Origin of the sequence: Limnohabitans sp., assembly GCF_031538885.1 — a bacterium.
Taxonomy (GTDB): domain Bacteria; phylum Pseudomonadota; class Gammaproteobacteria; order Burkholderiales; family Burkholderiaceae_C; genus Limnohabitans.
The window spans coordinates 1-24036 of sequence record NZ_JAVKLW010000036.1; the positions used below are offsets into that span (position 1 = coordinate 1).

Below are 24036 nucleotides of genomic sequence, written 5' to 3' on the forward strand. Positions count from 1 at the left end.
AAACCGTGACGGATGAGGAATTGACTATGATTGAAAACCGATTGAATCACCGCCCCAGAAAGCGACTAGGATTCAAGACACCTCACGAGGTATTCCATGCCTCGTTAAAGCGTGTTGCACTTCGTCCTTGAATCCGCCCAACGCCGAAGCGGCGTAGCGCAGACTTTGACCAAAAACTCCGTCTTGGCCAACTCATGCCTTTGCTGGGGTACGGTCACATCGGACCCGACAAGCGCGAGGTGCCTAACCGTGTGTTCTTTGATTTGTCGTATCTAGAAGCTGGCTTGGCCGCCACGTTACGCATGGTGGACTTAGCACACGCATCTCGCAACATTGAATCACAAACGCATAAACAAAAAAAGGGCCGCAATCGCGGCCCCTTTAACTTTGAGCAATACGCTTTACTTGCCCCCAGCGTGCTTGGCAATCAATGCCTTGGCGCCATCGAGCATTTGCTTGCCGTTATGACCCTTGGCGTTCATGTCAGCCACCCATGAATCAAACAGCGGTTGCGACAACTTCTTCCAGTTCTCCAACTCTGCTTTGGGAATCACGTTGGTCGTGTTCTTGGTGGTCATCTTCTTGCCTTCCGCATCCGCCTCGAGGAATGCCTTGCCTGCCATGCCAGACAAAGATTGGCCACTGTTGCGGTCGATCACGCGCTTCAACTCTGGCGACAACGAGTCGTACTTGGCTTGGTTCATCGCGAAGATGAACACGGATGTGTAGAAGGCGGGTTCAGCTGGATCGGTCTCAGAATGGAATTTCACCAACTCTTGAATCTTCACGGCTGGCACCACTTCGTACGGCACCACCGCACCGTCGATCACGCCCTTGGACAACGCGTCACCCACTTGTGGCACAGGCATGCTGACAGGGGTTGCGCCCAACATGGCGATGAACTTGTTGGTGGCACGTGTTGGTGCGCGCAACTTGACGCCCTTCAAGTCAGCCGCTGTGCGGATGGGCTTGTTCACCATGTGGAACACGCCGTCACCGTGCACGTGAAAGGCCAAAGGCTTGACATCTTTGAACTCGGCCTTGGCATATTGGTCCACGTAATCCCACACGGCTTTGCTGGTGGCTTCTGGGCTTTGCATCATGAAAGGCATTTCGAACACTTCCACTGAAGGGAAGCGACCTGCCGTGTAGCCAGGCAAAGTCCACACCACGTCAGCCACGCCGTCACGCGCTTGTTCAAACAACTGAGGGGGTGAGCCACCCAATTGCATGGATGGGTAAATTTGGCACTTCATTTTGTTGTTCGACTCTTTGGCGATGCGGTCACACCAAGGTTGGATGAACAAGGTTTGTGCGTAAGACGATGCAGGCAAGAAGTGATGTACTTTAAGTATCACCTCTTGGGCTGATGCTGCTTGGCCTAGGGCTGCTGCGGTGAACGCGGCAGCGGCGGCAACTTTGAGAAAACGAGTCTTCATTTTTGTCTCCAGGTTGTAAAAATTTAAGTCAACAAATGCACCAGCCACAACGAGATGGCTGGGAAGGCAATGAGCAACGACAAGCGAATGCCATCTGTGATGAGGAAGGGCACCACGCCCTTGTAGGTCTCGACCATGGGCACATCTTTGGCCAAGCCGTTCATGATGTACACATTCAAGCCCACAGGCGGGAAGATCATGCCGATCTCACACACAGTGAGGATCAGGATACCAAACCACAAGGCTTTGTCTGAGGGATTCAACCCAAAGAAGTCCATGCCCAAGATGACAGGAAACAGGGTCGGTACGGTCAACAAGATCATGGACATTTCATCCATCACGCAGCCGAGAATGATGTAGAAAATCATGATGCCGGCCATCACCACCAAAGGTGAAATTTGCAAGTGGCCCACCATGTCGGCCAACTGCGCAGGCAACTGCGACAAGGCCAGCGAGGCGTTGATCATGTCTGCACCGATGAAGATCAAAAAGATCATGCCGCTGGTTTGAGCCGTGGTGCGAATGGAGGCCACCAGTTTGTCAAACGTCATTTCGCGGCGTACCAAGGTGATGGCAAAGGTCAGCACGTTACCAATGGCCGCCCCTTCCGTGGCAGTGAACACACCGCCGTAGATGCCACCGAACACCACTAGGAAGATGGCGGCGATGGGCCAGACGTTCGCAGCCGTTGTGAACAACTCATGGGCTGTGGCCGCTTTGGCTTGAGGCGCTTGGTCAGGGTGGATGCGCACGATCACCGCAATGGCGATGAGGTAGCCCACCGCCGCCAGCAAGGCGGGAATGTAGGCGGCCAAGAACATCTTGGTGATGTTCTGTTCGGTCAAGATGGCGTAGACCATCAACGTGACAGACGGCGGCAACAACACCCCCATCGTGCCCCCCGTGGCTAGCGCAGCCGTCGCCAGGCGGCCTGAGTAGTTGATGCGGCGCATTTCTGGATACGCCACTTGCGCAATCGTGGCGGTGGTGGCCACGGTGGAACCCGAAATGGAACCAAATGCAGCGCAAGCCAACACGCCCGCCATGGCCATGCCGCCCTTGAAGCGGCCCAGCAAGGCGTTGGCAAAGTCAAACAAGGCCTTGGACAAACCACCGTGCACGGCAAACGCACCCATCAGCATGAATAGGGGGATCACGGACAAGTCGTAAATCGACACACGGCTGTAGACCGCGCCTTTGAGGTGTGACAACAGGGGTAGCCAGCCTGCCAAAGCCATGTACCCGACAGCACCTGGCACAAACATAGAAATCGCAATCGGCACGCGAACGGCCATCAGAATCAACATGGCGGCAAACATGGACAAGCCAATACTCATCGCGCTCATACTTCTTCCTTCGCGATCAAACCGAGGTGTTGCAGGGTTTGAACAAACCCAATCACCGCGCACAGTACCAAGCCTGGCACCATCAACATATAGGGAATCCAAAGTGGCAAAGCCATCAGCATGGAGGTTTCTTGGTTGGCTTTGATGTCCACACCGCCCGCAGCAACGCGCCACGCGACCAAGCCCATCACCAAGGTGTAGAGCAAAGTACCAAAGGCGTCGAGCTTGCTCTGGGTTTGTTCAGAAGCGTTGGTGGTGAAGAAGTCCACGATGATGTTGGCGTGACGAAATTGGGTGTAGGGTAAGAAGGAGGCAACGACCACCGCACAGCCCAATTGCACCAGTTCCACATCGCCCAAAATGGGATGCGAAAAAAACGCACGCCCCACAACGCTCACCACCGTGACAGAAGCGATGGCGACCAACACCAAACCACCTACAGTGGCGCTGGTATCGCACAAAAGCTCCAGCACACGGTCAACGCCTGAGCTTGGCATTTTGTTTTCGCTCATAAGTTCTCCTCAATCATTTTTATATTTCACTCCCCTATTTTGGCTAGGGTCTGCCCATTGGCCCATGAATTTATGCTCTATCTGTTATTTTAATTTTGCATAACGAATGACCAGCCATGCCAAATTAAAAAGAATCGATTTACCCGCGGTAACTCGGATCAATGCGGTCCACGATGCGCTGCAAGGCGGCGAGTGCATCTTGGCCACCGCCAAATTTCGGATCAAAGTTCAACGAATCACGCACGCACTTTTCAAGTACAGGCACGGGGATGGGCCAAGCCTCGCCCATGGATTGAGAGGCCAGCTGCACCTCGCATGCGCGGTTGACCAGCCACATCAATGAAAACGCATTGGCTAAATTAAACCCAATCGTCACAGGCCCGTGGCTACGCAAGAGCAACACCGGCATGCCTTGAGCGCTATCGAGAATGCGCATCCCCTCGTCCAGATGCACGGTGATGCCTTCAAAGTCGTGGTACGCAATTTTTCCATACAGCTGTGCCGCATAGAAATTAGTGAACGACAAACCTTCTTTCAAACAACACACCGCTTGCGTGGCTGTGGTGTGCACATGCATGACGCAATGTGCGTTGGGCACGCGTGCATGAATGGCGCCGTGGAATGTGAAGCCCGCAGGATTGATGGGCCAATCGGACTGTCCAATGATGTTGCCGTGCACATCCACCTTCACCAAATTAGAAGCGCACACCTCAGAGTAGTGCAAGCCAAAAGGGTTAATCAGAAAGTGTCCGTCTTCATCGGGCACACGCAGTGAAATATGGTTGTAGATCAACTCGGTCCACCCCAAGTGATCAGCAATGCGATAAGCCGCTGCAAGCTCCACGCGTGCGGCCCACTCGGCCTCGCTGAAGCGTTCAGGACGTGGGTAGGTGCCTTGGTCATTATTCATTTTGTATCTCCTTGCCGCCGCTTATGTCGAAGGGTCAATGTGCACCAACGCCACCTAAACAAATGTATTTGGTGTCCATGTATTCCTCAATGCCTTGATGCGAGCCCTCACGCCCCATGCCTGACTGCTTGACGCCGCCAAAAGGCGCGACCGCCGTAGAAATGATGCCCGTGTTCACGCCCACCATGCCCGCTTGAATGGCCTCTGCCACGCGCCACACGCGGGCCATGTCTTTGGCGTAAAAGTAAGCGGCCAAACCAAACTCGGTGTCGTTGGCCAAGGCAATGGCTTCGGCTTCGGTGTTGAACTTGAACAGCGGTGCGACAGGACCAAAGACCTCTTCTCTGGCAATGCGCATGGCCGTCGTCACATCACCCAAGATCGTGGGTTCGTAAAACGTGCCGCCCAAGGCGTGGCGTTTGCCCCCGTGATCACGCGTGCGGCGCCCTCGTCCAAACCATGGCTGACTTTCAAGGCTTGCACGGCAGTGGCTAGCTTGGCGGCAAAGGGGTCGTACACCGCCGCTTGCACCAACAAGCGATTGGCGCACACACAAGTTTGACCCGTGTTGCGGTATTTCGATGCGAGCGCACCTTGCATGGCTTCGTCCAAGTCTGCATCGTCAAACACAATGAAAGGCGCGTTGCCGCCCAACTCCACCGACATCTTTTTGAGCGTGGGTGCACATTGCGCGGCCAAAATTCGGCCTACTTCGGTTGACCCAGTGAAGGTGAGTTTTCGTACCACTGTGCTTGCTGTGAGCGCACCACCAATTTCGCGCGCATCCCCCGTGATGACGCTGAACAAGCCTGCAGGAATGCCTCCACGTTGCCCCAACTCAGCCATAGCCAAGGCTGACAACGGCGTTTGCTCTGCGGGCTTGACGATGCTGGCGCAGCCTGCCGCCAAAGCGGGCGCCACTTTGCGCGTGATCATGGCAGCGGGAAAGTTCCACGGCGTGCTTCTTCGGCAAACCATTCAATGTAGGACGCGGCATAAGCGATTTCACCTTTGGCTTCGGCCAAAGGCTTGCCTTGTTCGCTGGTCATGATGAGCGCTAAGTCATCTTGATGCGCCAACATCAACTCATACCAGCGGCGCAGGATGCGTGCGCGGTCTTCGGCGGTGCGCGTTTTCCACGCAGCTTGTGCTGTCGCTGCGCCGTCAATTGCCAGTTGCGTCAAGGCTTGGCCCGCATTGGGCACAGAAGCGATGTGCGAACCATCTGCGGGGTTCAGTACAGCAATCGTGCTGGCATTGCTGGCATCCATCCATGCGCCGTTGATGTAGCACTGCGACTTGAGCAAGCCTGTGTCTTTGAGTGGGAGCGTGTGCATGTGTGTGAACTTCGTTTCAATAAACTTTGTGCGCGTGGCGGAATGTGTTTGGGGTGATTTGCATGGTGCCTCGCCTTACACAAAACGGAATTGCAGTTGGCCGAGCTCACCGTAGTCGGCATCAAACACGTCACCTGCTTTGGCGGGCACAGGCTTGGTAAACGAGCCAGCCAACACAATTTCACCCGCCTTCAAATACTCATGCCAAGGCGCCAGTTTGTTGGCCAACCAAGCTATGCCGACGGCGGGATGGCCTTGTACACCCGCAGCCAAACCAGTTTCTTCCACCACGGTGTTCAAACGCAAAATCGCACCGCACCAAGGTAAGTTGGTGGTGTGTGGATCCACGCGCTTGGCGCCCAACACAATGCCGGCATTGGCGGCGTTGTCACTGATGGTGTCGAACACTTTGCGCATCACTTGGGTGTGACGGTCAAACTGCTCGATGCGTGAGTCGATGATTTCAATCGCAGGCGTCACGTACTCGGTAGCGTCCAGCACTTGTTCGACGGTCACGTGGGGGCCGCGTAAATCTTTTTTCAAGATGAACGCCAACTCCACTTCGACACGGGGTGCGATGAAGTTGCGCACAGGAATGTCCAGCACGTGACCAGGTGTGCAGTCGTAACGCATGTAGTCCAGCAAGGTGCCGTAGTCGGGCTCGTCAATTTGGCTGGCTTGTTGCATGGCGCGGCTGGTCAGGCCAATTTTGTGGCCAATGACTTGGTGGCCTTGGGCATATTGCAGTTGCATCCACGCACGGTTGATGCGGTAACCATCTTCGATGGTCATGCTGGGGAAACGTTTAGAAAAATGCTCAATCTGCACGCGTGTTTTTTCAGACTGATGCAGCTCTTGCGCCAGTGCTTGAATTTGCGCTTCGGTTAAGACAGACATGAATAAGCCTCCTGCTGGGCCGCCCCGAGGGAGGCCTCGCCCCCTTGGGGGGCAGTGAATACACAAAGTGATGAACGTGGGGGCATGCTTCAATTTTTCTGAAACAGGGGGTGAATATTGCTGTGCTTGGCGTCAAACACTTCGGGGCCCACATCAATTTGCAGGGTGATGCCAATGTGGCGTTGCGCCATGACGGGAGCAAAAAAAATTTTGGCCACATCGATCAAGGTTTGTCCCGCACGTTGCTGTGTGGCTTCGCTTCGGCCTTTGCCCATGCGCACGTTGAGATAGACAAAGGCATAGTCGCCAGAGCCGCCGTGTGGGTTGCCCGCAAACTGTGCCGCCGCTTGGCCTGCTGCGCCACCATCAGCCACGGCATAGTGCGGCGCGGGATAGGCGAGCACGCGCGTGCCGCCTGTGGGGAACACGTGTTGGTCGGCTTCATCTTTGACGGTCAACATGGCGTCGGCCATTTGACGGCACAAACTCGTCATGTTCACTTCGGCGTCGAGTTGACCGGTGTAAAGAATCACAAGGTGGGGCATGGTGTTCTCGCAAACATCACAAACGTGAACTGATGGCGGTGTAGCCGTCAGCACTGCTGACAACTGCTTTGGGCACATGGGCACCGTCTTGCGGTGTTACATCAAAAATGGCATTGAGCTGGCCTGTGCCGCTCGCGCCGAAATAAGGCGTCACGAGGTCCACGCCTCCGTCATAGGCGGTCCATCCGAGTGCACCCATCAACATGGCGGTGTCGTGCATGAAGCCTTCACCGTGGCCTTTGCTGGCGTACTCGGGCAGCATTTCGCAAAAAGCTTTCCACTCGCGGTTGTGCCACATCTGTAGCACTTGCTTGTCGAGTTGCTCTAGGAAGGGACTCCAAATCTTGTGCGCAAACTCTGGCGCTAAACCGTTTTGTGCAAAGCGATGGCTGAGTGACCCACTGGCCAGAAACGCCACCTTGCCGTTGTAGTGTTTTTCAACCGCCTCACGGAAGGCCCAGCCCAGACGAGCGCTGTCGTTCAGGTAATGCACCATGCACAGAGCCGAGACCGAGACCACCTTGAAGTGCTGGTCTTCGTTCATGTAGCGCAACGGCACCAGTGTGCCGTACTCAGGGTCGAGCGTGGTGGTGTCGTGCGCCAGCGTTTCTACGCCCTGCTCATTGGCCACCTTGGCGAGCAGATGGCCCAGCTCGGGGTTGCCTGGCGCCTCAAATGCCATGTGACGAATGAAGTGTGGCAGCTCGTTGCTGGTGTAGTTGCCCTTGAAATGTGGTGCACAGTTGATGTGGTAGTTGGCGTTGACCAACCAGTGCGTGTCAAACACCACCAACGTGTCCACACCCAATTCGCGACAGCGGCGGCTGATTTCTTTGTGGCCATCGATGGCGCTTTGGCGTGTGCCAAAGCGCGGACCTGGCTGCTCGCTCAGGTACATGCTGGGCACGTGTGTGATTTTGGCGGCTAATGCGAGCTTACCCATGGCGAACACCCCCTGTGATTTCAAGTTGTCCCATACTCAAACTCCCCAATGTGGAATGTGGTGACTGCCCATCGACACGGCCACGTTTTTTGGTTCGCAAAATACTTCGTAACTCCAGGTTCCACCTTCACGACCGGTGCCACTGGCCTTGGTGCCACCAAAAGGTTGGCGCAAATCGCGCACGTTTTGGCTGTTCACAAAACACATCCCCGCTTCAATGGCGGCAGCCACACGGTGGGCTTTGCCAATGTTCTCGGTCCACACATAGCTGGACAAACCGTATTCAATGTCGTTGGCTTGGCGAATGGCATCGGCTTCGTCTGTGAATGGAATCAAGCACGCCACGGGGCCAAAGATTTCCTCTTGCGCTATGCGCATGCGGTTGTCCACATCGGCAAACACGGTGGGGCGAACAAAATTGCCTTTTTGCAAATGCGCGGGCAACTCTGGTGCATCCAACCCGCCGCACAAAATTGAAGCGCCCTCTTTCGCGCCCAACTCGATATAGCTGCGCACCTTGGCCAAATGACCTTGGCTGATCATGGGGCCAATGATGGTCTTGTCGTCCAAGGGGTCGCCCACCACGATGCGCTTTGTACGCTCGGCAAATTTCGCAGCGAAATCTGCATAAATACTCTTTTGCACCAAGATACGGCTGCCCGCAGTACAGCGCTCGCCGTTGTTGCTAAAGATCATGAACACGGCGGCATCCAAAGCGCGGTCAAGATCGGCATCTTCAAAAATCACAAACGGCGATTTGCCACCGAGTTCCATGCTGAACTTTTTGAGGCCCGCGGCTTGCACAATGCGATTGCCCGTGACCGTGGAACCTGTGAAAGAAATGGCGCGCACATCACGGTGCGCGCACAGCGGATCGCCAGCTTCTTTGCCGTAACCATGCACCACGTTCAAGACACCTGCGGGCACGCCGGCCTCAAGTGCGAGCTCACCCAACCGTGCGGCCGTCAAAGGCGACAACTCGCTCATCTTCAACACAGCGGTGTTGCCAAACGCCAAGCAAGGCGCGACTTTCCAAGTGGACGTCATGAACGGCACGTTCCAAGGTGAAATCAAGGCGCACACGCCCACGGGATGAAACAAGGTGTAGTTCAGGTGTGTCGGTGTTGGATAGGTATGTCCATCCACGCGCGTACACAGTTCAGCGAAATAGTAAAAGTTATCGGCAGCACGCGGCACCAACTGCTTGCCTGTTTGGCTGATGGTTTGCCCCGTGTCTTGGGTTTCAGCTTGTGCGATCTCGGGCACATGCTTGGCAATCAAGTCACCCAGATTGCGCATGATTTTTGCCCGCTCAGTCGTGGGGCGTGCAGCCCAGGCTGGAAAGGCATCTTTGGCCGCTTGCACAGCGGCATCGACGTGCGTGGCGGTACCACTGGCGACTTCAGCCAAGACATCTTGCGTCGCTGGATTCACCGTCTCAAAGTACTGGTTGGCGCCGACGGCTTTGCCGTTGATCAAGTGTTCGATACGCATATGCTCTCCTGCATCCAAAAAAATTAACGGCCAAACGTGGCATCTGCCACGATGGTGTTGAGCAACCGACCGATGCCGTCGATTTCGGTGACCACTTCATCGCCAACGTTGACGTTGGCAACGCCATCAGGCGTTCCCGTCAAGATCACGTCCCCTGGGTTGAGCGTCATGAAACCGCTCAGATATTCAATCAAAGTTGGGATATCCGAAATCAAATCAGCGGTGTTGCCTTGTTGCGTGACCACCCCGTTCACCAACGTGCGCAGTGACAAGGCATGCGGGTCAGCCACATCTGCGGCCTCCACAAACCAAGGGCCCAACACCGTGCCGCCATCGCGGTTTTTCACGCGCAGGTTGGGGCGGTAATAGTTTTCCAAGTAATCGCGAATCGCATAGTCATTGGCCACGGTATAGCCCGCCACGTATGGCATGGCATCGTCGCGTTTGACATTTTTTGCGGTGCGCCCAATCACCACCGCCAGTTCGCACTCGTAGTGCATGAAGGCAACGCCTTCAGGGCGACGGGTTTGCGCGCGATGACCAATCAAAGAACTGCGACCTTTGAGAAAAGCCAGAGGCTCGTCTTTGGCGGTGATCGTCAACTCTTTGGAGAGTTCTTTCACATGGTCTGCATAGTTCAAGCCCAAAGCGATGATGGTGCCCACCTCAAAAGGCGGCAACCAAACCACCGCGTCTTCAGCGACCACGCGACCATCGGCTAACCTCAACCCCGCAGGGTGCTCGTAGGTTTCATGAATGGCGCCGCCATAAGCGACTTGTGCGCGTTTCATACCAACGCCCCCGACATCAAAGTATTTTCGAGTTGTCCTACACCATCCACCGTGATCGTCACGCGTTGACCGGCATGGGCGAGTGGGGGATGGGCAGAGACGCCAATGCTGAGAATGTCGCCCGGATGCAAGGTCATGAACTCTGTGACATCCACCAATAACTGAGCTGCCGATCGGATGCGCCCCCCGGTATCCGTTTGTTGCACCACCACACCATCCACCGCCACCGTCATGGCGAGCGTGTCAGGGTTGCCCACAGCCTCACGCGGCACAAAGGCACCCATCGGACAAAAACCATCTCGGCATTTGAAACGCATGGAGGGGCGATAAAACGAGTCATGCGGTACGCTGATGTCGTTCAACACCACGAAACCCGCCACGTGGCTCAAGGCATCCGCAACACTCACGTGAGAGGCCACGCGGCCAATGACCAGCCCCAGCGTCGCGCCCATTTGCAGCGCGGGCGCATCGGGTGGCACAAGCACCGAATCTCCAGTTTTTGCCCACGTGTTGCGCGGCTTGATATACAAAATTGGCGCTTGGGGTGGCGCCTTGTAAGGCGCCACAGTCACCTGATCACCCAAAGCCGCCAGGGCTTCACGGTGGTTCAGCAATGTGCCGTACACAGTCCCACTCAAAGGCATTTGAAAAATATTCGACATCGTCAACTTTTTGAAGTCACACATATTTGCTAACATATTTGCAATTAGAACGCTCACTTGTTAGTAAGTCAATCCATCTCGGATGAACTTTCATGGGTGTTATCCCTAGCTCGCTCACCACCCTATCCTCAGATCCGTCCGAATTCGGTACAGTGCAACCGCTCAACCTTGATGTAACCCAATGAAAAGTCCGCTTCGGCACAAGAACTTGCCCCACCTCCTGCTTCAATCGAGGGAAGCCTTGATGAGCCGTTTTCGCCCTGTGCTAAATCAGCATGGCGTGACCGAACAACAGTGGCGAATTCTGCGTGTGCTGCTGGATGAAGATGGGCTGGAGCCGCGTCAGTTGTGCGAGCGCTGCTTGATTTCTAGCCCTAGCATTGCCGGCGTTTTGATGCGCATGGAAGAGGCTGGGTTGATCCAGCGTGAACGCATGGAGCACGACCAGCGTCGCGTCAAAGTGAGTGTCACCGCAGCGACGAAAAAACTTGGCAAAAGCATCACCCCCATCATTGAGCGCGAATACCTAGAGCTTGAAAAAAAAGTTGGCGTCAAGCAGTTGCAGCAGGTGTATGACACCCTCGACGCATTGCTACAAAACCTCGGCAGTCACGAAGAAAACGGCGATTAACGATCAGCCCATCACCGCACAGATGCGACTCGCGGCCGAAGTGAGCACCTTGGCCACGCTCGCCTCGTTGACATCATGCGGCAAATAAAGCACAGCAATGGCAGCGGGCTGTCCACTGGTGAGATGAAGCGGCACCGCAATGGATGCAATGCCATGGATCACCTCGTTTTCGCTCACTTCAAACGGCTGCGGTGGAAATTTTTTTGGCTTTAACAGCGACTGAATCACCTTACCTGGCGCTCCTTGGCCAATGGCATGTCGGCTGCCCGGTTTCTTGCCCAAGGTGGTCTCAAGGTTTTTCGGCTCTGCACTACTCAATGTCACAGCAGATTCACCGTCATAGGCCACCAAAAAAGCAGTCATCTCAAGCGCCTCTGCAACGGCGGCGAGTTCTGGGGCTGCAGCTGAACGCAAATTTTTGGCAACCCCGCGCGCGAGGATCGCGAGCTTAGAACCCAGTATGAGTCCGCCCTCTGCACCGCGTTCAACAAAGCCGCTCTGCTCCAGCGTCTTGACGAGGCGATACCCCATCGATCGGTGAATTTTCAACTGCCGCGACAGCGCCGCAACACTGAGAGGCGCTGGCGCGCTGCCAATAATTTCTAGCGCAGCAAGGCCTCGCGCCAAAGTTTGCGAGCCTGGGTCTGCTTTGAGTTCATGCGAGTTCACGGTTTGAAGTTTTGTCATTTGGTCACCCATCGAATGCTTGCTTTTCATGGCAAGCCTCGGTTAGACTATCTCTATATTTGAAAGAATGTCGCAATTATAGAGACAAAGGAGATCCTTCATGCAATTCCATCACCGCGGTTACGTTTCAGAAAATCCCCGCATCAAACCGGCGGCCGGCCACGGCCTGAACCGCTCCAGCGAAATTCCCGATGAGATGGATGTGCTCATCGTTGGCACAGGCCCCGCGGCCGTGTCCGTTACTGCGCAGCTGTCGCACTTCCCCAGCATCCATGTGCGCGCCATTGAAAAGCGCGAAGGTCGACTGACGCAAGGACAAGCTGACGGCATTCAGGCCCGATCGGTTGAGACCTTTCAAGCGTTTGGCTTTGCAAACGCCATCGTGGATGAGGCCTACCGCAACGTCGAGATGTGCTTTTGGAAACCCGACGACAAAAATCCCGAAAACATTGTGCGGGTCTCACGCGTGCCCGATGACGCGCACGGTGTGAGCGAATTTCCACACATCTATGTGAACCAATCGCGCGTCTTGGATTACTTCTTAGGCTATGCCGCGCAAGCGCCTGGCAAGGTTGTCCCAGATTACGGTGTGGAGTTTCTGGACCTAGACATTGACGATCGGCATGAATACCCAGTGGCTGCGCGCATTCAATATGTCGCAGGTACACGCAAAGGTGAAATACGTACCGTACGTGCGAAATACTTGGTCGGTGGCGATGGTGCACGCAGCGCCGTTCGTACCGCGCTCGGACACAAACTAGAAGGCGATGCGTCACTGCATGCATGGGGTGTAATTGACGTGTTGTGCAACACGGACTTCCCCGATTTCCAGGTCAAATGTTCCATTCAGTCACACAGCGCTGGCAATATTCTGTTGATCCCTCGAGAAGGTGGCTACCTCTCACGCTTGTACGTCGATCTGGGTAACCTCGACGAAAACGATGCGGGCGAAATCCGCAAGACCAGTCTTGATGAAATCATCCGACGCGCCAATGCTATCTTGCATCCTTACACTCTGGATGTGAAGAGCATCGCTTGGTGGTCGGTCTACGAAGTAGCGCACCGGGTGACCACCGGTTTTGACAACGTCCCTGCTGAACGCGTTGGCCAGCAGCATCCACGCGCCTTCATCATGGGGGATGCGTGTCACACACACTCGGCCAAGGCAGGCCAAGGCATGAACGTATCGATTCAGGACGGTTGGAACCTGTCATGGAAACTCGCTGCCGTGCTTGAAGGCCGCGCACCCGAGCCATTGCTTGCCACGTATTCAGCCGAGCGGCGCGTGATCGCGCAAGACCTCATCAACTTCGACAAAGAATGGTCCACACTCATGGCCCGCCCCGTTGAGGAGTGGGATGACCCTCAGGACTTGGCTCGTTGGTACGAAAAAACGATTGAGTTCCCTATGGGGTTCATGACCCAGTACCCCAAGAACCAAATCGTTGCAGGTCTTGAACACCAACATTTAGCGACAGGCTTTCCGATTGGCAAACGTTTCAAATCAACGGAGGTGATGCGACGCGCTGACAACCGTTGGCGTCAACTTGGCCACTTGCACGAAGCAGATGGTCGCTGGCGTGTTTATGTGTTTGCCGATGGCGCCGCACCCGCCACCTCTGGCACATTGACGGCGGACTTCGCGCAATGGTGGAAAAGCGACACAAAGTCTCCCCGCGTCAAGTACACACCACAAGGGGGAGACACCGATGCAGTCTTTGACACCAAGGTGATCTATCAACAAGACTACACCGAGGTGGAACCAGGCCAAGTGCCTGAGGTTTTCAAACCCACCAAGACACCATTTGGCCTCATCGATGTCAACCAAATCTTTGCTGCGGGCCATGGGCGTGACATTTTCCGTGACCGCGAAATTCATCGAGACGGCGCCATCGTCGTGGTGCGTCCTGACCAGTATGTTTCAGGCATCTTCCCACTCAGTGCACGCGATGAACTCCAGACGTTCTTTGCGCAACACATGCTGCCAGTGAAGTAATTTCACACCAGCAGTTGTTGGATAAAAAATGCCTGATGGGTTCACCATCAGGCATTTTTATTGGAGCTCCATTCGGCTTATTCGCCGAAATTCAGTGGCAGACCCACATAGTTCTCAGCCATGGTGCGGGCCCCTGCTTCGCTATGAATCAAGTAGTCCAACTCGGCCTCTTGGAATTTCTGCCCAATCTCACCTTGGCCTGGGAAGTTGTGCATCAAACTGGTGAACCACCAAGAGAAACGCTCAGCACGCCAGATACGTGCCAAGCAGCGCGTCGAGTAGTGGTCAATGCCCGCATGGGACTTTTCAACGCAGGCTTCAATCAAGGCATCAGACAAGTACTTCACATCGGTAGCCGCCAAGTTCAAGCCTTTGGCACCTGTGGGGGGCACGATGTGGGCGGCGTCCCCCGCCAGAAACAGTGTGCCAAAGCGCATGGGCTCGGTCACAAAGCTACGCAATGGCGCAATGCTTTTTTCGATGCTGGGGCCTGTCACCAAGTGTTCGCGTGCTTGGGGGTCAAGGCGGTTGCGCAACTCCCCCCAAAAAGCATCATCCGTCCACAGCTCGACCTTGTCGGTCAGCGGAACTTGCAAGTAGTAACGGCTACGCGTGAGGCTGCGTTGCGAACACAACGCAAAGCCGCGTGGGCTGTTGGCATAAATCAGTTCTTCATGCACGGGCGGCGTGTCCGACAACACACCCAACCAGCCAAAGGGATAAACCTTCTCGAACGCTTGAATTGATTTGCTCGGCACACTGGAACGACACACGCCGTGAAAGCCATCACAACCCGCAATGAAATCGCAATCAATGGCATGGCTCTTGCCGTCTTTGCTGAAGCTCACGCTTGGATGTGCGCTGTCAAAGCCATGGATTTGCACATCGTCCGCTTCATAAATCGTGGTCAAGCCTGCTGCTTGGCGGGCATCCATCAAATCGCGGGTGACTTCGGTTTGGCCGTAAACCATCACTTTTTGACCGCCGGTGAGGCCCGCCAAATCAATGCGGTGACGCGCGCCTTTGAACAACAGGTCAAAACCAGTGTGGACTAAGCCTTCTTGGTGCATGCGCTGGTCCACCCCCGCTTGCGCCAACACATCTAAGGTGACTTGCTCGAGCACGCCTGCACGGATGCGCCCCAACACGTAGTCTGGGCTTTGCCGTTCCAAAATGATGGCATCCACGCCGGCCTTGTGCAGCAGCTGCCCCAACAACAGGCCTGAAGGGCCAGCACCAACAATCATCACTTGTGTACGCATGTCTCAAACCCTCGTGTGTTTAGAAGTGTCCAGAGATTAAAGGTGCATTTGATTTGGCGCAAAGCCGAACGCGCAAAGATGCGCGGTGATTAGAATGGTTGCACGATCATCGCGCAAGCTGCACCCATGACCACCACACCTAACAAAGCTGACTGGATTGAGGGCATGGCGCGAGGCATGGCTGTTTTGGAGAGTTTCGACACCGAGCGGCAACGCCTCAACGCCACCCTGACCGCCCAACGCACAGGGCTCACACGTTCGGCTGCGCGACGGCACTTACTGACATTGGCGCACTTGGGCTATTTGGAAACAGATGGGCAGTACTACTGGCTGTCAGCCAAGGTGCTGGGGTTTGCTGGCAGCTATTTATCTGGGGCGCGCTTGCCGCGCACGGTGCAGCCCACGTTGCATCAATTGAGCCTGTCCACGCAGTTGTCATGCTCGGTGGCGGTGCTGCAAAACGATGCGGTCATCATTGTGGCCAGAGGCATTTGGCAAGGATCAGACTTACCCACAAAAGTCAACCACAACGTTTTGGCGTATGGCCTGCATGTGGGCACCCGATTGCCAGCGCACGCCACCTCAACGGGGCAAGTGCTGCTGGCTAACTTGACGTCACTACAAATGAAAGCGTGGCTAGAGGCTCACCCTTTGAGCCGATTGACGGCACGCACGGCCACACAAGCCAAAGACTTGAAGCAAAAGCTCAAGCAAATTACCAAGCAAGACTATTGCTTGGCGCAACAAGAACATGAACTAGGCGTGGAGGCCTTGGCCGTGCCATTACGCAACGGGCGCGGAGACACGGTGGCGGCACTCAACTTGGTGCGCTCAGGCGCTGGGCCCAATGCCCCCGATTTGGCTATACGTTGGTTGCCTTTGCTGCAGCAAACGGCGCAGGCGCTGAGACCCTTGATTTAGACATTCGTCAAAGCCCTAAAGGTCACTCGCCGCAAGCCAGCAAACACAAGCCTTTGGAGTCAAGAAAAAGGACTCGGTGAGTTTCCGAGCGCTGTGGTTACTTGAATGAAAAACCAAGTGCTCATCAGCAAAACGACGCACAAAACCAGACTCGCGGCGGGAGAGGGTGTCGTAGGGAAGTTGTTTGTTATCTTCACTACAATTAGTGGCATGTTTGACGCCCGCTTGTTCTCTTTGAACTTCAGTCCCACCGCCTTGGTGGCCGCTAGTGCGCGTGTCATCACCCTCAAAACCACGACCATTAAGGGCTAAGCGCTCCGGTTCGTCGTGCGCCCCCCAGCCAGACGAGCCGGGCAAACAGTCAGGTCTGGCACTGTTTTCTACATTTGAAAAGGCGTTGAAAAATGAGCAAGTTAGTAGGTTTAGTCGGTTGGCGCGGCATGGTCGGCTCGGTGTTGATCGACCGCATGGTTCAAGAAAAAGATTTCGACCTCATCGAACCCGTGTTCTTCTCCACATCGAACGCTGGTGGCAAAGCCCCTACGCAAGCCAAGAACGAAACCACACTCCAAGACGCCAACAACATTGACGCACTCAAGCGCTGCGACATCATCATCACTTGCCAAGGCGGCGACTACACCAAAGAGGTGTACCCCAAGCTGCGCGCTGCTGGCTGGAACGGCCATTGGATTGACGCAGCCTCTAGCCTACGCATGGCCGACGACGCCGTGATCATCCTGGATCCCGTGAACCGCCATGTGATTGACAGCGCGCTGGGCAAAGGCGGCAAAAACTGGATCGGCGGCAACTGCACCGTGAGCTTGATGCTGATGGGCTTGGGCGGCTTGTTCCAACACAACCTGGTCGAGTGGGTCAGTGCCATGACCTACCAAGCGGCTTCGGGTGCTGGCGCACAAAACATGCGCGAGCTACTGAGTCAAATGGGCGCTTTGCACGACGCTGTGAAGGAAGATTTGGCCAACCCCTCTTCGGCCATCTTGGATATTGACCGCAAAGTATCTGCCACCATGCGCAGCGCGGCCTTCCCCACCAAGAACTTCCGTAACACCGCCTTGGCAGGCAGCTTGATTCCTTGGATTGATGTGCCTGTGGAGCACGGCCAAAGCAAGGAAGAGTGGAAAGGTGGTGCCGAGTGCAACAAAATTTTGGGCAACACAGCGTTCCGCGCAGCAGGCTCTATCCCCATCGACGGTTTGTGCGTACGCATTGGCGCGATGCGCTGCCACTCGCAGGGCTTGACGATCAAGCTAAAAAAAGACGTGCCAATGGACGAGATCGAAAGCATCTTGGCTAGCGCCAACGACTGGGTGAAAGTGGTGCCCAACGTGCGCGAAATCAGCGAACGTGACCTGACACCTGCCGCCGTGACTGGGACGCTTACAGTCCCCGTGGGCCGTCTGCACAAGATGGCCATGGGCAACGACTACCTTGGCGCCTTCACCGTGGGTGACCAGCTCTTGTGGGGTGCGGCCGAGCCGTTGCGCCGCATGCTGCGCATTCTTTTAGAAGCGTAAAACAAAGTAAGATATTTAGCTATGACTAAAACTACATTTCACGCTTCACGTTTGCTCCAAAGATCTGCTTTGTGGGCAGTCCTGTCACTGTCACTGTTTGGCAGTGCGCAGGCACTGACTTTGTTACGCCCAGTGGTACAAAGCAAGCAAGGCGAGGTGTTACGCGCTGAGATTGATATCAGCGAGATCTCACCTAGTGAGCGGGCAGATTTACAAGTCGACATTGCGAATGCTGAGCTTTATAACGCGGCCAAGGTTGCGCTGCCCTTGCAAGACGGCACGCCATTGGATATTGATGTGCAATTGCTGCAACGCGCTAACGGGAAGTTCTACCTCCTAGTGACCAGCAAGCAAGCGGTGGGCGACTATGCGTTGGATATTTTGATTGATTTGCGGTGGGCGACGGGGCGTTTGTTGCGCGATTTCAATGTATCGTTGGATCATGCCAAGACGACCAGCAACGCAATCCACGCATCGAGTGTGGCGGGTGGTGCGAATACCCAACCACTGACAGTGCAGCGCGGCGATACCGCCAGTGAGTTGGTGGCGAACCACATACCAGACGGCGTGTCGTTAGAGCAGATGTTGCTGGCGTTACTGCGTAACAACCCCGATGCATTTGTGGAGTCCAACGTCAACCGCATAAAAGTGGGTGCTTTGATCACTTTGACCACGGAACAAGAGGCACAAAGTATCTCGCGTCAAGAAGCACGCCGCGAGATTCAAGTTCAAACCAAAGATTTTGAAGCCTACCGCGCTGAGTTGGCGGCACGCGCCCCCGGTGGCACGGTACCCAAGGTGGTACGTGAGGCCGTTGGCAGGCTCGACGCCAAGGTGCAAAACAGCGCGAAGAAACAGCAAGACAAGTTGACGTTGTCCAAGCCAGGCAGCAAAGACGCAGACGCAAACAAAATTGCCCAACAACGTGAGGCCCAAGAGGTGGCTGACCGTGCCGCAGAGTTGAGCCGAAGCATCAGCGAACTCGCTAAGATTACAGTGGAGGCTGGCACGGCTGCGTCTGAGCCAGCCTCGGGCGCCTTGCCCATCGAGGTACTGGCGAGTGCTGCCACTGCCAATGCCACTGCCAATGGCGAATGGCTCAACGAGTTGCGTGAACACAGCCTGACGCCCGTGGGTGCAGGCAGCTTGATCGCCATCTTAGTGCTGGCAGGGTTGTGGCGCCGTCGTGCCATGAACAAGGCTGGCGGTGATGGCATTGAAGGTTTGCCCCCATTGAACACGAAGTTCGATTTGGATTTTCCTGAATTCGACAACAAAGAACCAGTGGAGCGCGGTTACATCCACGCGGTGGCGACACACACGCACGAAACGCACAAGCATACGCATGACCATGAGCATCACAGCTATGAAGCTGAAGATGAAGGCAGCGAAACAAGATACGACGACACACCTCGCCCCACCATGGAAATACCCAATATCTCCTTAGATTTGGACGAATCCGACACCAGCGCCAGTGCCTACCAAGTGCGTATCGATTTGGCCGATGAGTTGTGGAACTTAGGCCAATTGCACACCAGCCGCGCCTTGGTGGCAGAGGTGGCGAACGAAGCCTCTGGCGCTGTCAAAGAAAAAGCCCTGCAGTGGCTGGCTGAACGAGCCTAAGCCGAAGCCTATGCGCATCGCCATGGGCTTGAGCTACAACGGCCAAGCCTACGAAGGCTGGCAAAGTCAAGCCTCAGGAAAAACAGTGCAGGACGAGCTGGAAAAAGCGCTGTCCAAGTTCACCCAAACCCCTGTTTCTACCCTGTGTGCAGGCCGTACCGATGCAAGTGTGCATGGTCTCATGCAAGTCATTCACTTTGACACTGAGCTCGACCGCACACCCTACTCATGGGTGCGCGGCACGAACCGGTATTTACCGCTCGACATTGCCGTGCAATGGGCACGTGAAATGCCGCGTGAGTTCCACTGCCGTGGCAGCGCCATTGCGCGTCGCTACGCGTATGTGGTGCTGGAGTCTGCCGTGCGTCCCAGCGTAGAAGTAGGCCGCGTCGGCTGGGTGTATCGCCCGCTCAATCTCGAGGCCATGCAACAAGCCGCGCAGTTCGTGATGGGCGAGCATGACTTCACCTCGTTTCGCGCCTCCAGCTGCCAAGCTTTGACGCCTGTGAAAACCATGACACGCATCGACATCACACGCAAAAGCACCAACCCTGATTCAGCGGTGTGGCGTTTTGAGTTTGAAGCCAGCGCCTTTTTGCACCACATGATTCGTAACCTCATGGGTTGCTTTGTAAAGATTGGCAGCGGCGACAAACCACCCGAGTGGATGGCCGAAGTGCTGGCCGCGCGCGACCGCGATGCGGCCGCCCCCACCTTCAGCCCCGATGGTTTGTATTTTTTGGGCCCCCGCTATGACGCACGGTGGGAGTTGCCTGACCGCACCCCTGCGTATGATGGATTGCCATGAACCGCCCCATCAGCCGAACACGTATCAAAATTTGTGGCCTCACCCGTGAGCAAGACGTCGATGCCGCCGTGGCCGCAGGCGTGGATGCGATTGGCTTTGTCATGTATGCGCCCAGTCCTCGTGCGGTGACGGTGGAGCGCGCCGCAGAGCTGGTCTTGCGTCTGCCCGCCTTTGTCACGCCTGTGTTGTTGTTTGTGAACGAAACCGCCGAAGCCATTGCGCGCGCCTGTGTGCAAGTGCCGGGCGCATGGTTGCAGTTCCACGGTGACGAAACACCCGACCACTGCCGCAAAATTGCCCGCACCTTGGGCCGCCGCTGGATGCGTGCAGCCCGCATCCCGCTAGAAACCCCTGCGGGCGAAGAACCCTTTGACCTCTTAAAATACACGCAAAATTACTCAGACGCCCAAGCCGTGCTGCTCGACGCCCATGTCGAGGGCTATGGCGGCGGCGGCAAAACATTCAATTGGTCACAGCTTCCTCCAAACGTCAACGCTCACCTCGTCTTGTCTGGTGGACTCAACGCTGCCAACGTGACCGATGGCATTCGCGCACTGCGTCACCACGGCTTGTCGTTGGCGGTTGACGTGAGCTCTGGCGTGGAGTCGGCCAAAGGCATCAAGGATGCGGCAAAGATCCACGAATTCGTCAGAGCCGTTCGCGCAGCGGACGCAGCGCATCCGCGCTGAACCCGTTCCCTTCTCCTCTTTTTTGTTTGAAGCACTTGGGCGCACTGCTCGCTAAGGCAGTTGTTCTGAGGCAATTTTTGTAGGCAAGCTATGTCGAACTACCAACAACCCGACGCACGAGGCCACTTTGGCATTTACGGCGGCAGCTTCATCAGCGAAACGCTGACCCACGCGACTGAAGAACTCAAGGACGCGTACGCCAAGTACCAGTACGACCCAGATTTCATCGCCGAATTCAAGAGCGAGTTGGCCCACTTCGTGGGCCGCCCTTCCCCCATTTATCACGCTGCCCGCATGAGCCGCGAAGTGGGCGGAGCGCAAATCTTCTTGAAGCGTGAAGACCTGAACCACACGGGTGCGCACAAGATCAACAACACCATTGGCCAAGCCATGCTCGCCAAGCGCATGGGCAAGCCCCGCGTGATTGCCGAAACTGGTGCGGGCCAACACGGCGTGGCCACCGCCACCATCTGCGCGCGCTACGGTTTGGAATGCGTGGTCTACATGGGCGCAGAGGACGTGAAGCGCCAAAGTCCCAATGTGTACCGCATGAAGCTCTTGGGCGCGACGGTGGTACCCGTGGAAAGCGGCAGCCGCACACTCAAAGATGCACTCAACGAAGCCATGCGCGACTGGGTGGCCAACGTGGACAACACCTTCTACATCATCGGCACTGTGGCGGGGCCTCACCCTTACCCGATGATGGTGCGCGACTTCCAAAGCGTGATTGGCGAGGAATGCCTGGCGCAAATGCCTGAGATGTTCAAGAGCTTGAAGATGGCCGAAGAACAACCCGATGTGGTGATGGCGTGTGTGGGTGGCGGCAGCAATGCCATGGGCATCTTCTACCCCTACATCGACCACACGAACACGCGCCTGATTGGCGTGGAAGCGGCGGGCGAAGGCATGGAGACCAACCGCCATTCGTGTTCGCTGCAACTCGGCGCACCTGGTGTGTTGCACGGCAACCGCACCTACATCTTGCAAGATGAGAACGGGCAGATCACCGAGACGCACAGCGTGAGTGCGGGCCTCGACTACCCAGGCGTGGGCCCTGAACATGCCTTCCTCAAAGACATGGGCCGCGCCGAGTACGTGGGAATCACCGACAAAGAAGCGCTGGATGCCTTCCACTACCTGTGCCGCACCGAGGGCATCATCCCCGCACTCGAATCGAGCCATGCCGTGGCCTATGCCATGAGGCTGGCCAAGACCATGAAGCCTGAGCAATCCATCTTGATCAACCTCTCAGGCCGTGGCGACAAAGACATTGGCACCGTGGCCGACCTGAGCAACGCTGACTTCTTCTGCCGCCCCAGCTGCCAAGGGCAATCGATCAAAGGTGGTACTGCTGAACACATCGTCAAGATGACGTTGGGCCACGACAGGCCGCCCCTAGAAGCGAAAGCCCCCTCGGGGGGTAGCGATGACACGACAGTGCAGCGCGTGGGGGTGCAATCATGAGCCGTATTGACACCACCCTCGCCGCCCTCAAGGCCCAAGGCCGCAAAGCCCTCATCCCCTATGTGATGGCTGGCTTCCCACAAGCCCACATCACGCCCGCCCTCATGCACGGCATGGTGGACGCAGGCGCTGACATCATCGAACTGGGCGTGCCTTTTAGCGACCCCATGGCCGATGGCGCGGTGATTCAAAAAGCAGGCGAAGCCGCTCTGCGGTTTGGCATTGGCACCATCCAAGTGCTGGAGATGGTGCGCGCGTTCCGCCAAACCAACACCACCACCCCCGTGGTGCTGATGGGCTACGCCAACCCCGTCGAGTGCTACAACCTCAAACACGGCCAAGACGCGTTCGTCAAAGACGCCTCTGCCGCTGGCGTAGACGGCGTGCTCATCGTGGACTACCCGCCCGAAGAGTGCGAAGCGTTTGCCGCCACCTTGCGTGTCCACCACATGGATCTGATCTTCTTGCTCGCGCCCACCAGTACCGACCAACGCATGGCGCAAGTGGCCCGCATTGCCAGCGGCTATGTGTATTACGTCTCGCTCAAGGGCGTGACGGGCGCAGGCAACCTCGACACCGATGCCGTGGAAGCCATGCTGCCGCGCATCCGCCAGCATGTACACATCCCCGTGGGTGTGGGCTTTGGTATTCGCGATGCCGCCACTGCCACTGCCGTGGGCCGCGTGGCCGACGCCGTGGTGATTGGCAGCCGTATCATCCAGTTGCTCGAAGCGGCACCCGCAGGCCAAGAAGTGGCGGCTGCGCACGCGTTTTTGGCGGGGATTCGGGAGGCCTTGGATGCTTGACACACATCGCCACGTCAATGACGCCCAATGGGCCTACCTCGCTTGGAATACCCGAAAGCGTCACGATCACGCGGATCAACGCAAATGCTTCATCAGCATTACGTGCCTTTCGATCATCCAATAAACATCCATCAACCGTAAAGGAAACTTCATGTCAAAAAAATCTTCTCTGCTGCCTGTGTTTGCTTACTCTCTGCCTGTGGAGGGGGCGGTAGTAGCGACACGGGTACTACTCCCGCTGCATTCAGTATCACGTCCAGCTCTTACACCGATAACGGCGTGATGCCAAGCGCAAATGCTTGCGTAGCCCTGGGAGGCACGGGCACATCCCCCCAACTCACTCTTAATAATTTACCCAGCAGCACCTCGAAAATTGCCATCGTGATGGATGATGAGGTCTCTCCTTGCCGCACTGGCGCAAACGCCTGTGTCCACTGGGCTGTGTTTAATCTTCCATCAACTAAAACTGCCATTTCGGCAGGAGAAAACCTATCACTCATCAGTGGTGTGACATATAGCCAAACTTACGATGGCGCATCAAACGGCTACGCTGGTGCATGCCCTCCAAGCAACCACGTTTACAAGCTAACTGTTTACGCGGCGGATTCAAGGACGAAGTGCAACACGCTTTAACGAGGCATGGAATACCTCGTGAGGTGTCTTGAATCCTAGTCGCTTTCTGGGGCGGTGATTCAATCGGTTTTCAATCATAGTCAATTCCTCATCCGTCACGGTTTC

The 24036-nt window shown here is 56.0% G+C and carries 22 protein-coding genes and 2 pseudogenes; 11 read left to right on the plus strand and 13 right to left on the minus strand.

The window, feature by feature from the left end; genetic code table 11:
• Positions 1–131: pseudogene (locus RMS03_RS02260) on the plus strand (IS30 family transposase); the annotation flags it as partial.
• A 270-nt stretch (positions 132–401) separates the two neighbouring features.
• Here RMS03_RS02260 and RMS03_RS02265 read toward each other — a convergent pair.
• The 11 genes and pseudogenes from RMS03_RS02265 to RMS03_RS02315 form a co-directional block, all read right to left on the minus strand.
• Entirely contained in the window at positions 402–1439 is a 1038-nt protein-coding gene (locus tag RMS03_RS02265; RefSeq protein ID WP_310625494.1) for a TRAP transporter substrate-binding protein, read from the minus strand.
• 23 nt (positions 1440–1462) lie between these two features.
• Positions 1463–2785, minus strand: coding sequence for a TRAP transporter large permease (locus tag RMS03_RS02270; RefSeq protein ID WP_310625495.1), 1323 nt, complete (start codon positions 2783–2785; stop codon positions 1463–1465).
• The gene (locus RMS03_RS02275) at positions 2782–3297 is read right to left on the minus strand and encodes a TRAP transporter small permease (protein ID WP_310625496.1); all 516 of its coding nucleotides are present in this window, start codon (positions 3295–3297) and stop codon (positions 2782–2784) included. Before RMS03_RS02275 ends, RMS03_RS02270 begins: the two co-directional genes overlap by 4 nt.
• A 139-nt stretch (positions 3298–3436) precedes the next feature.
• Positions 3437–4207 carry a class II aldolase/adducin family protein gene (locus tag RMS03_RS02280; protein WP_310625497.1) on the minus strand — a complete coding sequence of 257 codons (771 nt, stop codon included), beginning with the start codon at positions 4205–4207 and terminating at the stop codon, positions 3437–3439.
• Between the two features lie 34 nt (positions 4208–4241).
• Positions 4242–5544 (minus strand): annotated as a pseudogene (locus tag RMS03_RS02285) (NAD-dependent succinate-semialdehyde dehydrogenase).
• Positions 5545–5619: 75 nt separating this feature from the next.
• The gene (gene hpaH, locus RMS03_RS02290) at positions 5620–6441 is read right to left on the minus strand and encodes a 2-oxo-hept-4-ene-1,7-dioate hydratase (RefSeq protein ID WP_310625498.1); all 822 of its coding nucleotides are present in this window, start codon (positions 6439–6441) and stop codon (positions 5620–5622) included.
• 89 nt (positions 6442–6530) lie between these two features.
• Entirely contained in the window at positions 6531–6986 is a 456-nt protein-coding gene (locus RMS03_RS02295) for a 5-carboxymethyl-2-hydroxymuconate isomerase (protein ID WP_310625499.1), read from the minus strand.
• Positions 6987–7002: 16 nt separating this feature from the next.
• Entirely contained in the window at positions 7003–7929 is a 927-nt protein-coding gene (gene hpaD / locus RMS03_RS02300; protein ID WP_310625500.1) for a 3,4-dihydroxyphenylacetate 2,3-dioxygenase, read from the minus strand.
• A gap of 36 nt (positions 7930–7965) precedes the next feature.
• Complete coding sequence (gene hpaE, locus RMS03_RS02305; RefSeq protein ID WP_310625501.1) at positions 7966–9423, minus strand: 5-carboxymethyl-2-hydroxymuconate semialdehyde dehydrogenase; 1458 nt, start codon at positions 9421–9423, stop codon at positions 7966–7968.
• 23 nt (positions 9424–9446) lie between these two features.
• Positions 9447–10214: a fumarylacetoacetate hydrolase family protein gene (locus tag RMS03_RS02310; RefSeq protein ID WP_310625502.1), complete on the minus strand. Its 768-nt coding sequence runs from the start codon at positions 10212–10214 to the stop codon at positions 9447–9449.
• On the minus strand, positions 10211–10876 hold the full coding sequence (locus tag RMS03_RS02315) for a fumarylacetoacetate hydrolase family protein (RefSeq protein ID WP_310625503.1): 666 nt from the start codon (positions 10874–10876) through the stop codon (positions 10211–10213). The genes RMS03_RS02310 and RMS03_RS02315 overlap by 4 nt, the downstream gene beginning before the upstream one ends.
• 181 nt (positions 10877–11057) lie before the next feature.
• Here RMS03_RS02315 and hpaR point away from each other — a divergent pair, with 181 nt between their 5' ends.
• Complete coding sequence (gene hpaR / locus RMS03_RS02320) at positions 11058–11507, plus strand: homoprotocatechuate degradation operon regulator HpaR (RefSeq protein ID WP_310625504.1); 450 nt, start codon at positions 11058–11060, stop codon at positions 11505–11507.
• A gap of 3 nt (positions 11508–11510) precedes the next feature.
• On the opposite strand, the gene RMS03_RS02325 is transcribed toward hpaR, so the two are convergent.
• On the minus strand, positions 11511–12224 hold the full coding sequence (locus tag RMS03_RS02325; RefSeq protein WP_310625505.1) for a helix-turn-helix domain-containing protein: 714 nt from the start codon (positions 12222–12224) through the stop codon (positions 11511–11513).
• Between the two features lie 70 nt (positions 12225–12294).
• On the opposite strand from RMS03_RS02325, the gene RMS03_RS02330 reads away from it, so the two are divergent.
• Positions 12295–14190: an FAD-dependent monooxygenase gene (locus tag RMS03_RS02330; protein WP_310625506.1), complete on the plus strand. Its 1896-nt coding sequence runs from the start codon at positions 12295–12297 to the stop codon at positions 14188–14190.
• A 77-nt stretch (positions 14191–14267) separates the two neighbouring features.
• On the opposite strand, the gene pobA is transcribed toward RMS03_RS02330, so the two are convergent.
• Positions 14268–15452: a 4-hydroxybenzoate 3-monooxygenase gene (gene pobA, locus RMS03_RS02335; RefSeq protein ID WP_310625507.1), complete on the minus strand. Its 1185-nt coding sequence runs from the start codon at positions 15450–15452 to the stop codon at positions 14268–14270.
• Positions 15453–15578: 126 nt separating this feature from the next.
• Between pobA and RMS03_RS02340 the strand changes: the two genes are divergently transcribed.
• The 8 genes from RMS03_RS02340 to RMS03_RS11615 all read left to right on the plus strand — a co-directional run bounded on the left by RMS03_RS02340 (position 15579) and on the right by RMS03_RS11615 (position 23931).
• Positions 15579–16373, plus strand: a complete 795-nt coding sequence (locus RMS03_RS02340; protein ID WP_310625508.1) for an IclR family transcriptional regulator C-terminal domain-containing protein — start codon at positions 15579–15581, stop codon at positions 16371–16373.
• Positions 16374–16777: 404 nt separating this feature from the next.
• Positions 16778–17908, plus strand: a complete 1131-nt coding sequence (asd, locus tag RMS03_RS02345) for an aspartate-semialdehyde dehydrogenase (RefSeq protein ID WP_310625509.1) — start codon at positions 16778–16780, stop codon at positions 17906–17908.
• Between the two features lie 21 nt (positions 17909–17929).
• Positions 17930–19531, plus strand: coding sequence for a FimV/HubP family polar landmark protein (locus RMS03_RS02350; protein ID WP_310625510.1), 1602 nt, complete (start codon positions 17930–17932; stop codon positions 19529–19531).
• Positions 19532–19541: 10 nt separating this feature from the next.
• Positions 19542–20339, plus strand: coding sequence for a tRNA pseudouridine(38-40) synthase TruA (gene truA / locus RMS03_RS02355; RefSeq protein WP_310625511.1), 798 nt, complete (start codon positions 19542–19544; stop codon positions 20337–20339).
• Entirely contained in the window at positions 20336–21028 is a 693-nt protein-coding gene (locus tag RMS03_RS02360; RefSeq protein ID WP_310625512.1) for a phosphoribosylanthranilate isomerase, read from the plus strand. Before truA ends, RMS03_RS02360 begins: the two co-directional genes overlap by 4 nt.
• Before the next feature lie 90 nt (positions 21029–21118).
• Complete coding sequence (gene trpB, locus RMS03_RS02365) at positions 21119–22492, plus strand: tryptophan synthase subunit beta (RefSeq protein WP_310625513.1); 1374 nt, start codon at positions 21119–21121, stop codon at positions 22490–22492.
• Positions 22489–23298, plus strand: a complete 810-nt coding sequence (gene trpA, locus RMS03_RS02370; protein WP_310625514.1) for a tryptophan synthase subunit alpha — start codon at positions 22489–22491, stop codon at positions 23296–23298. Before trpB ends, trpA begins: the two co-directional genes overlap by 4 nt.
• 282 nt (positions 23299–23580) lie before the next feature.
• Positions 23581–23931, plus strand: coding sequence for a YbhB/YbcL family Raf kinase inhibitor-like protein (locus tag RMS03_RS11615; RefSeq protein WP_405023491.1), 351 nt, complete (start codon positions 23581–23583; stop codon positions 23929–23931).
• Positions 23932–24036 lie beyond the last annotated feature (105 nt).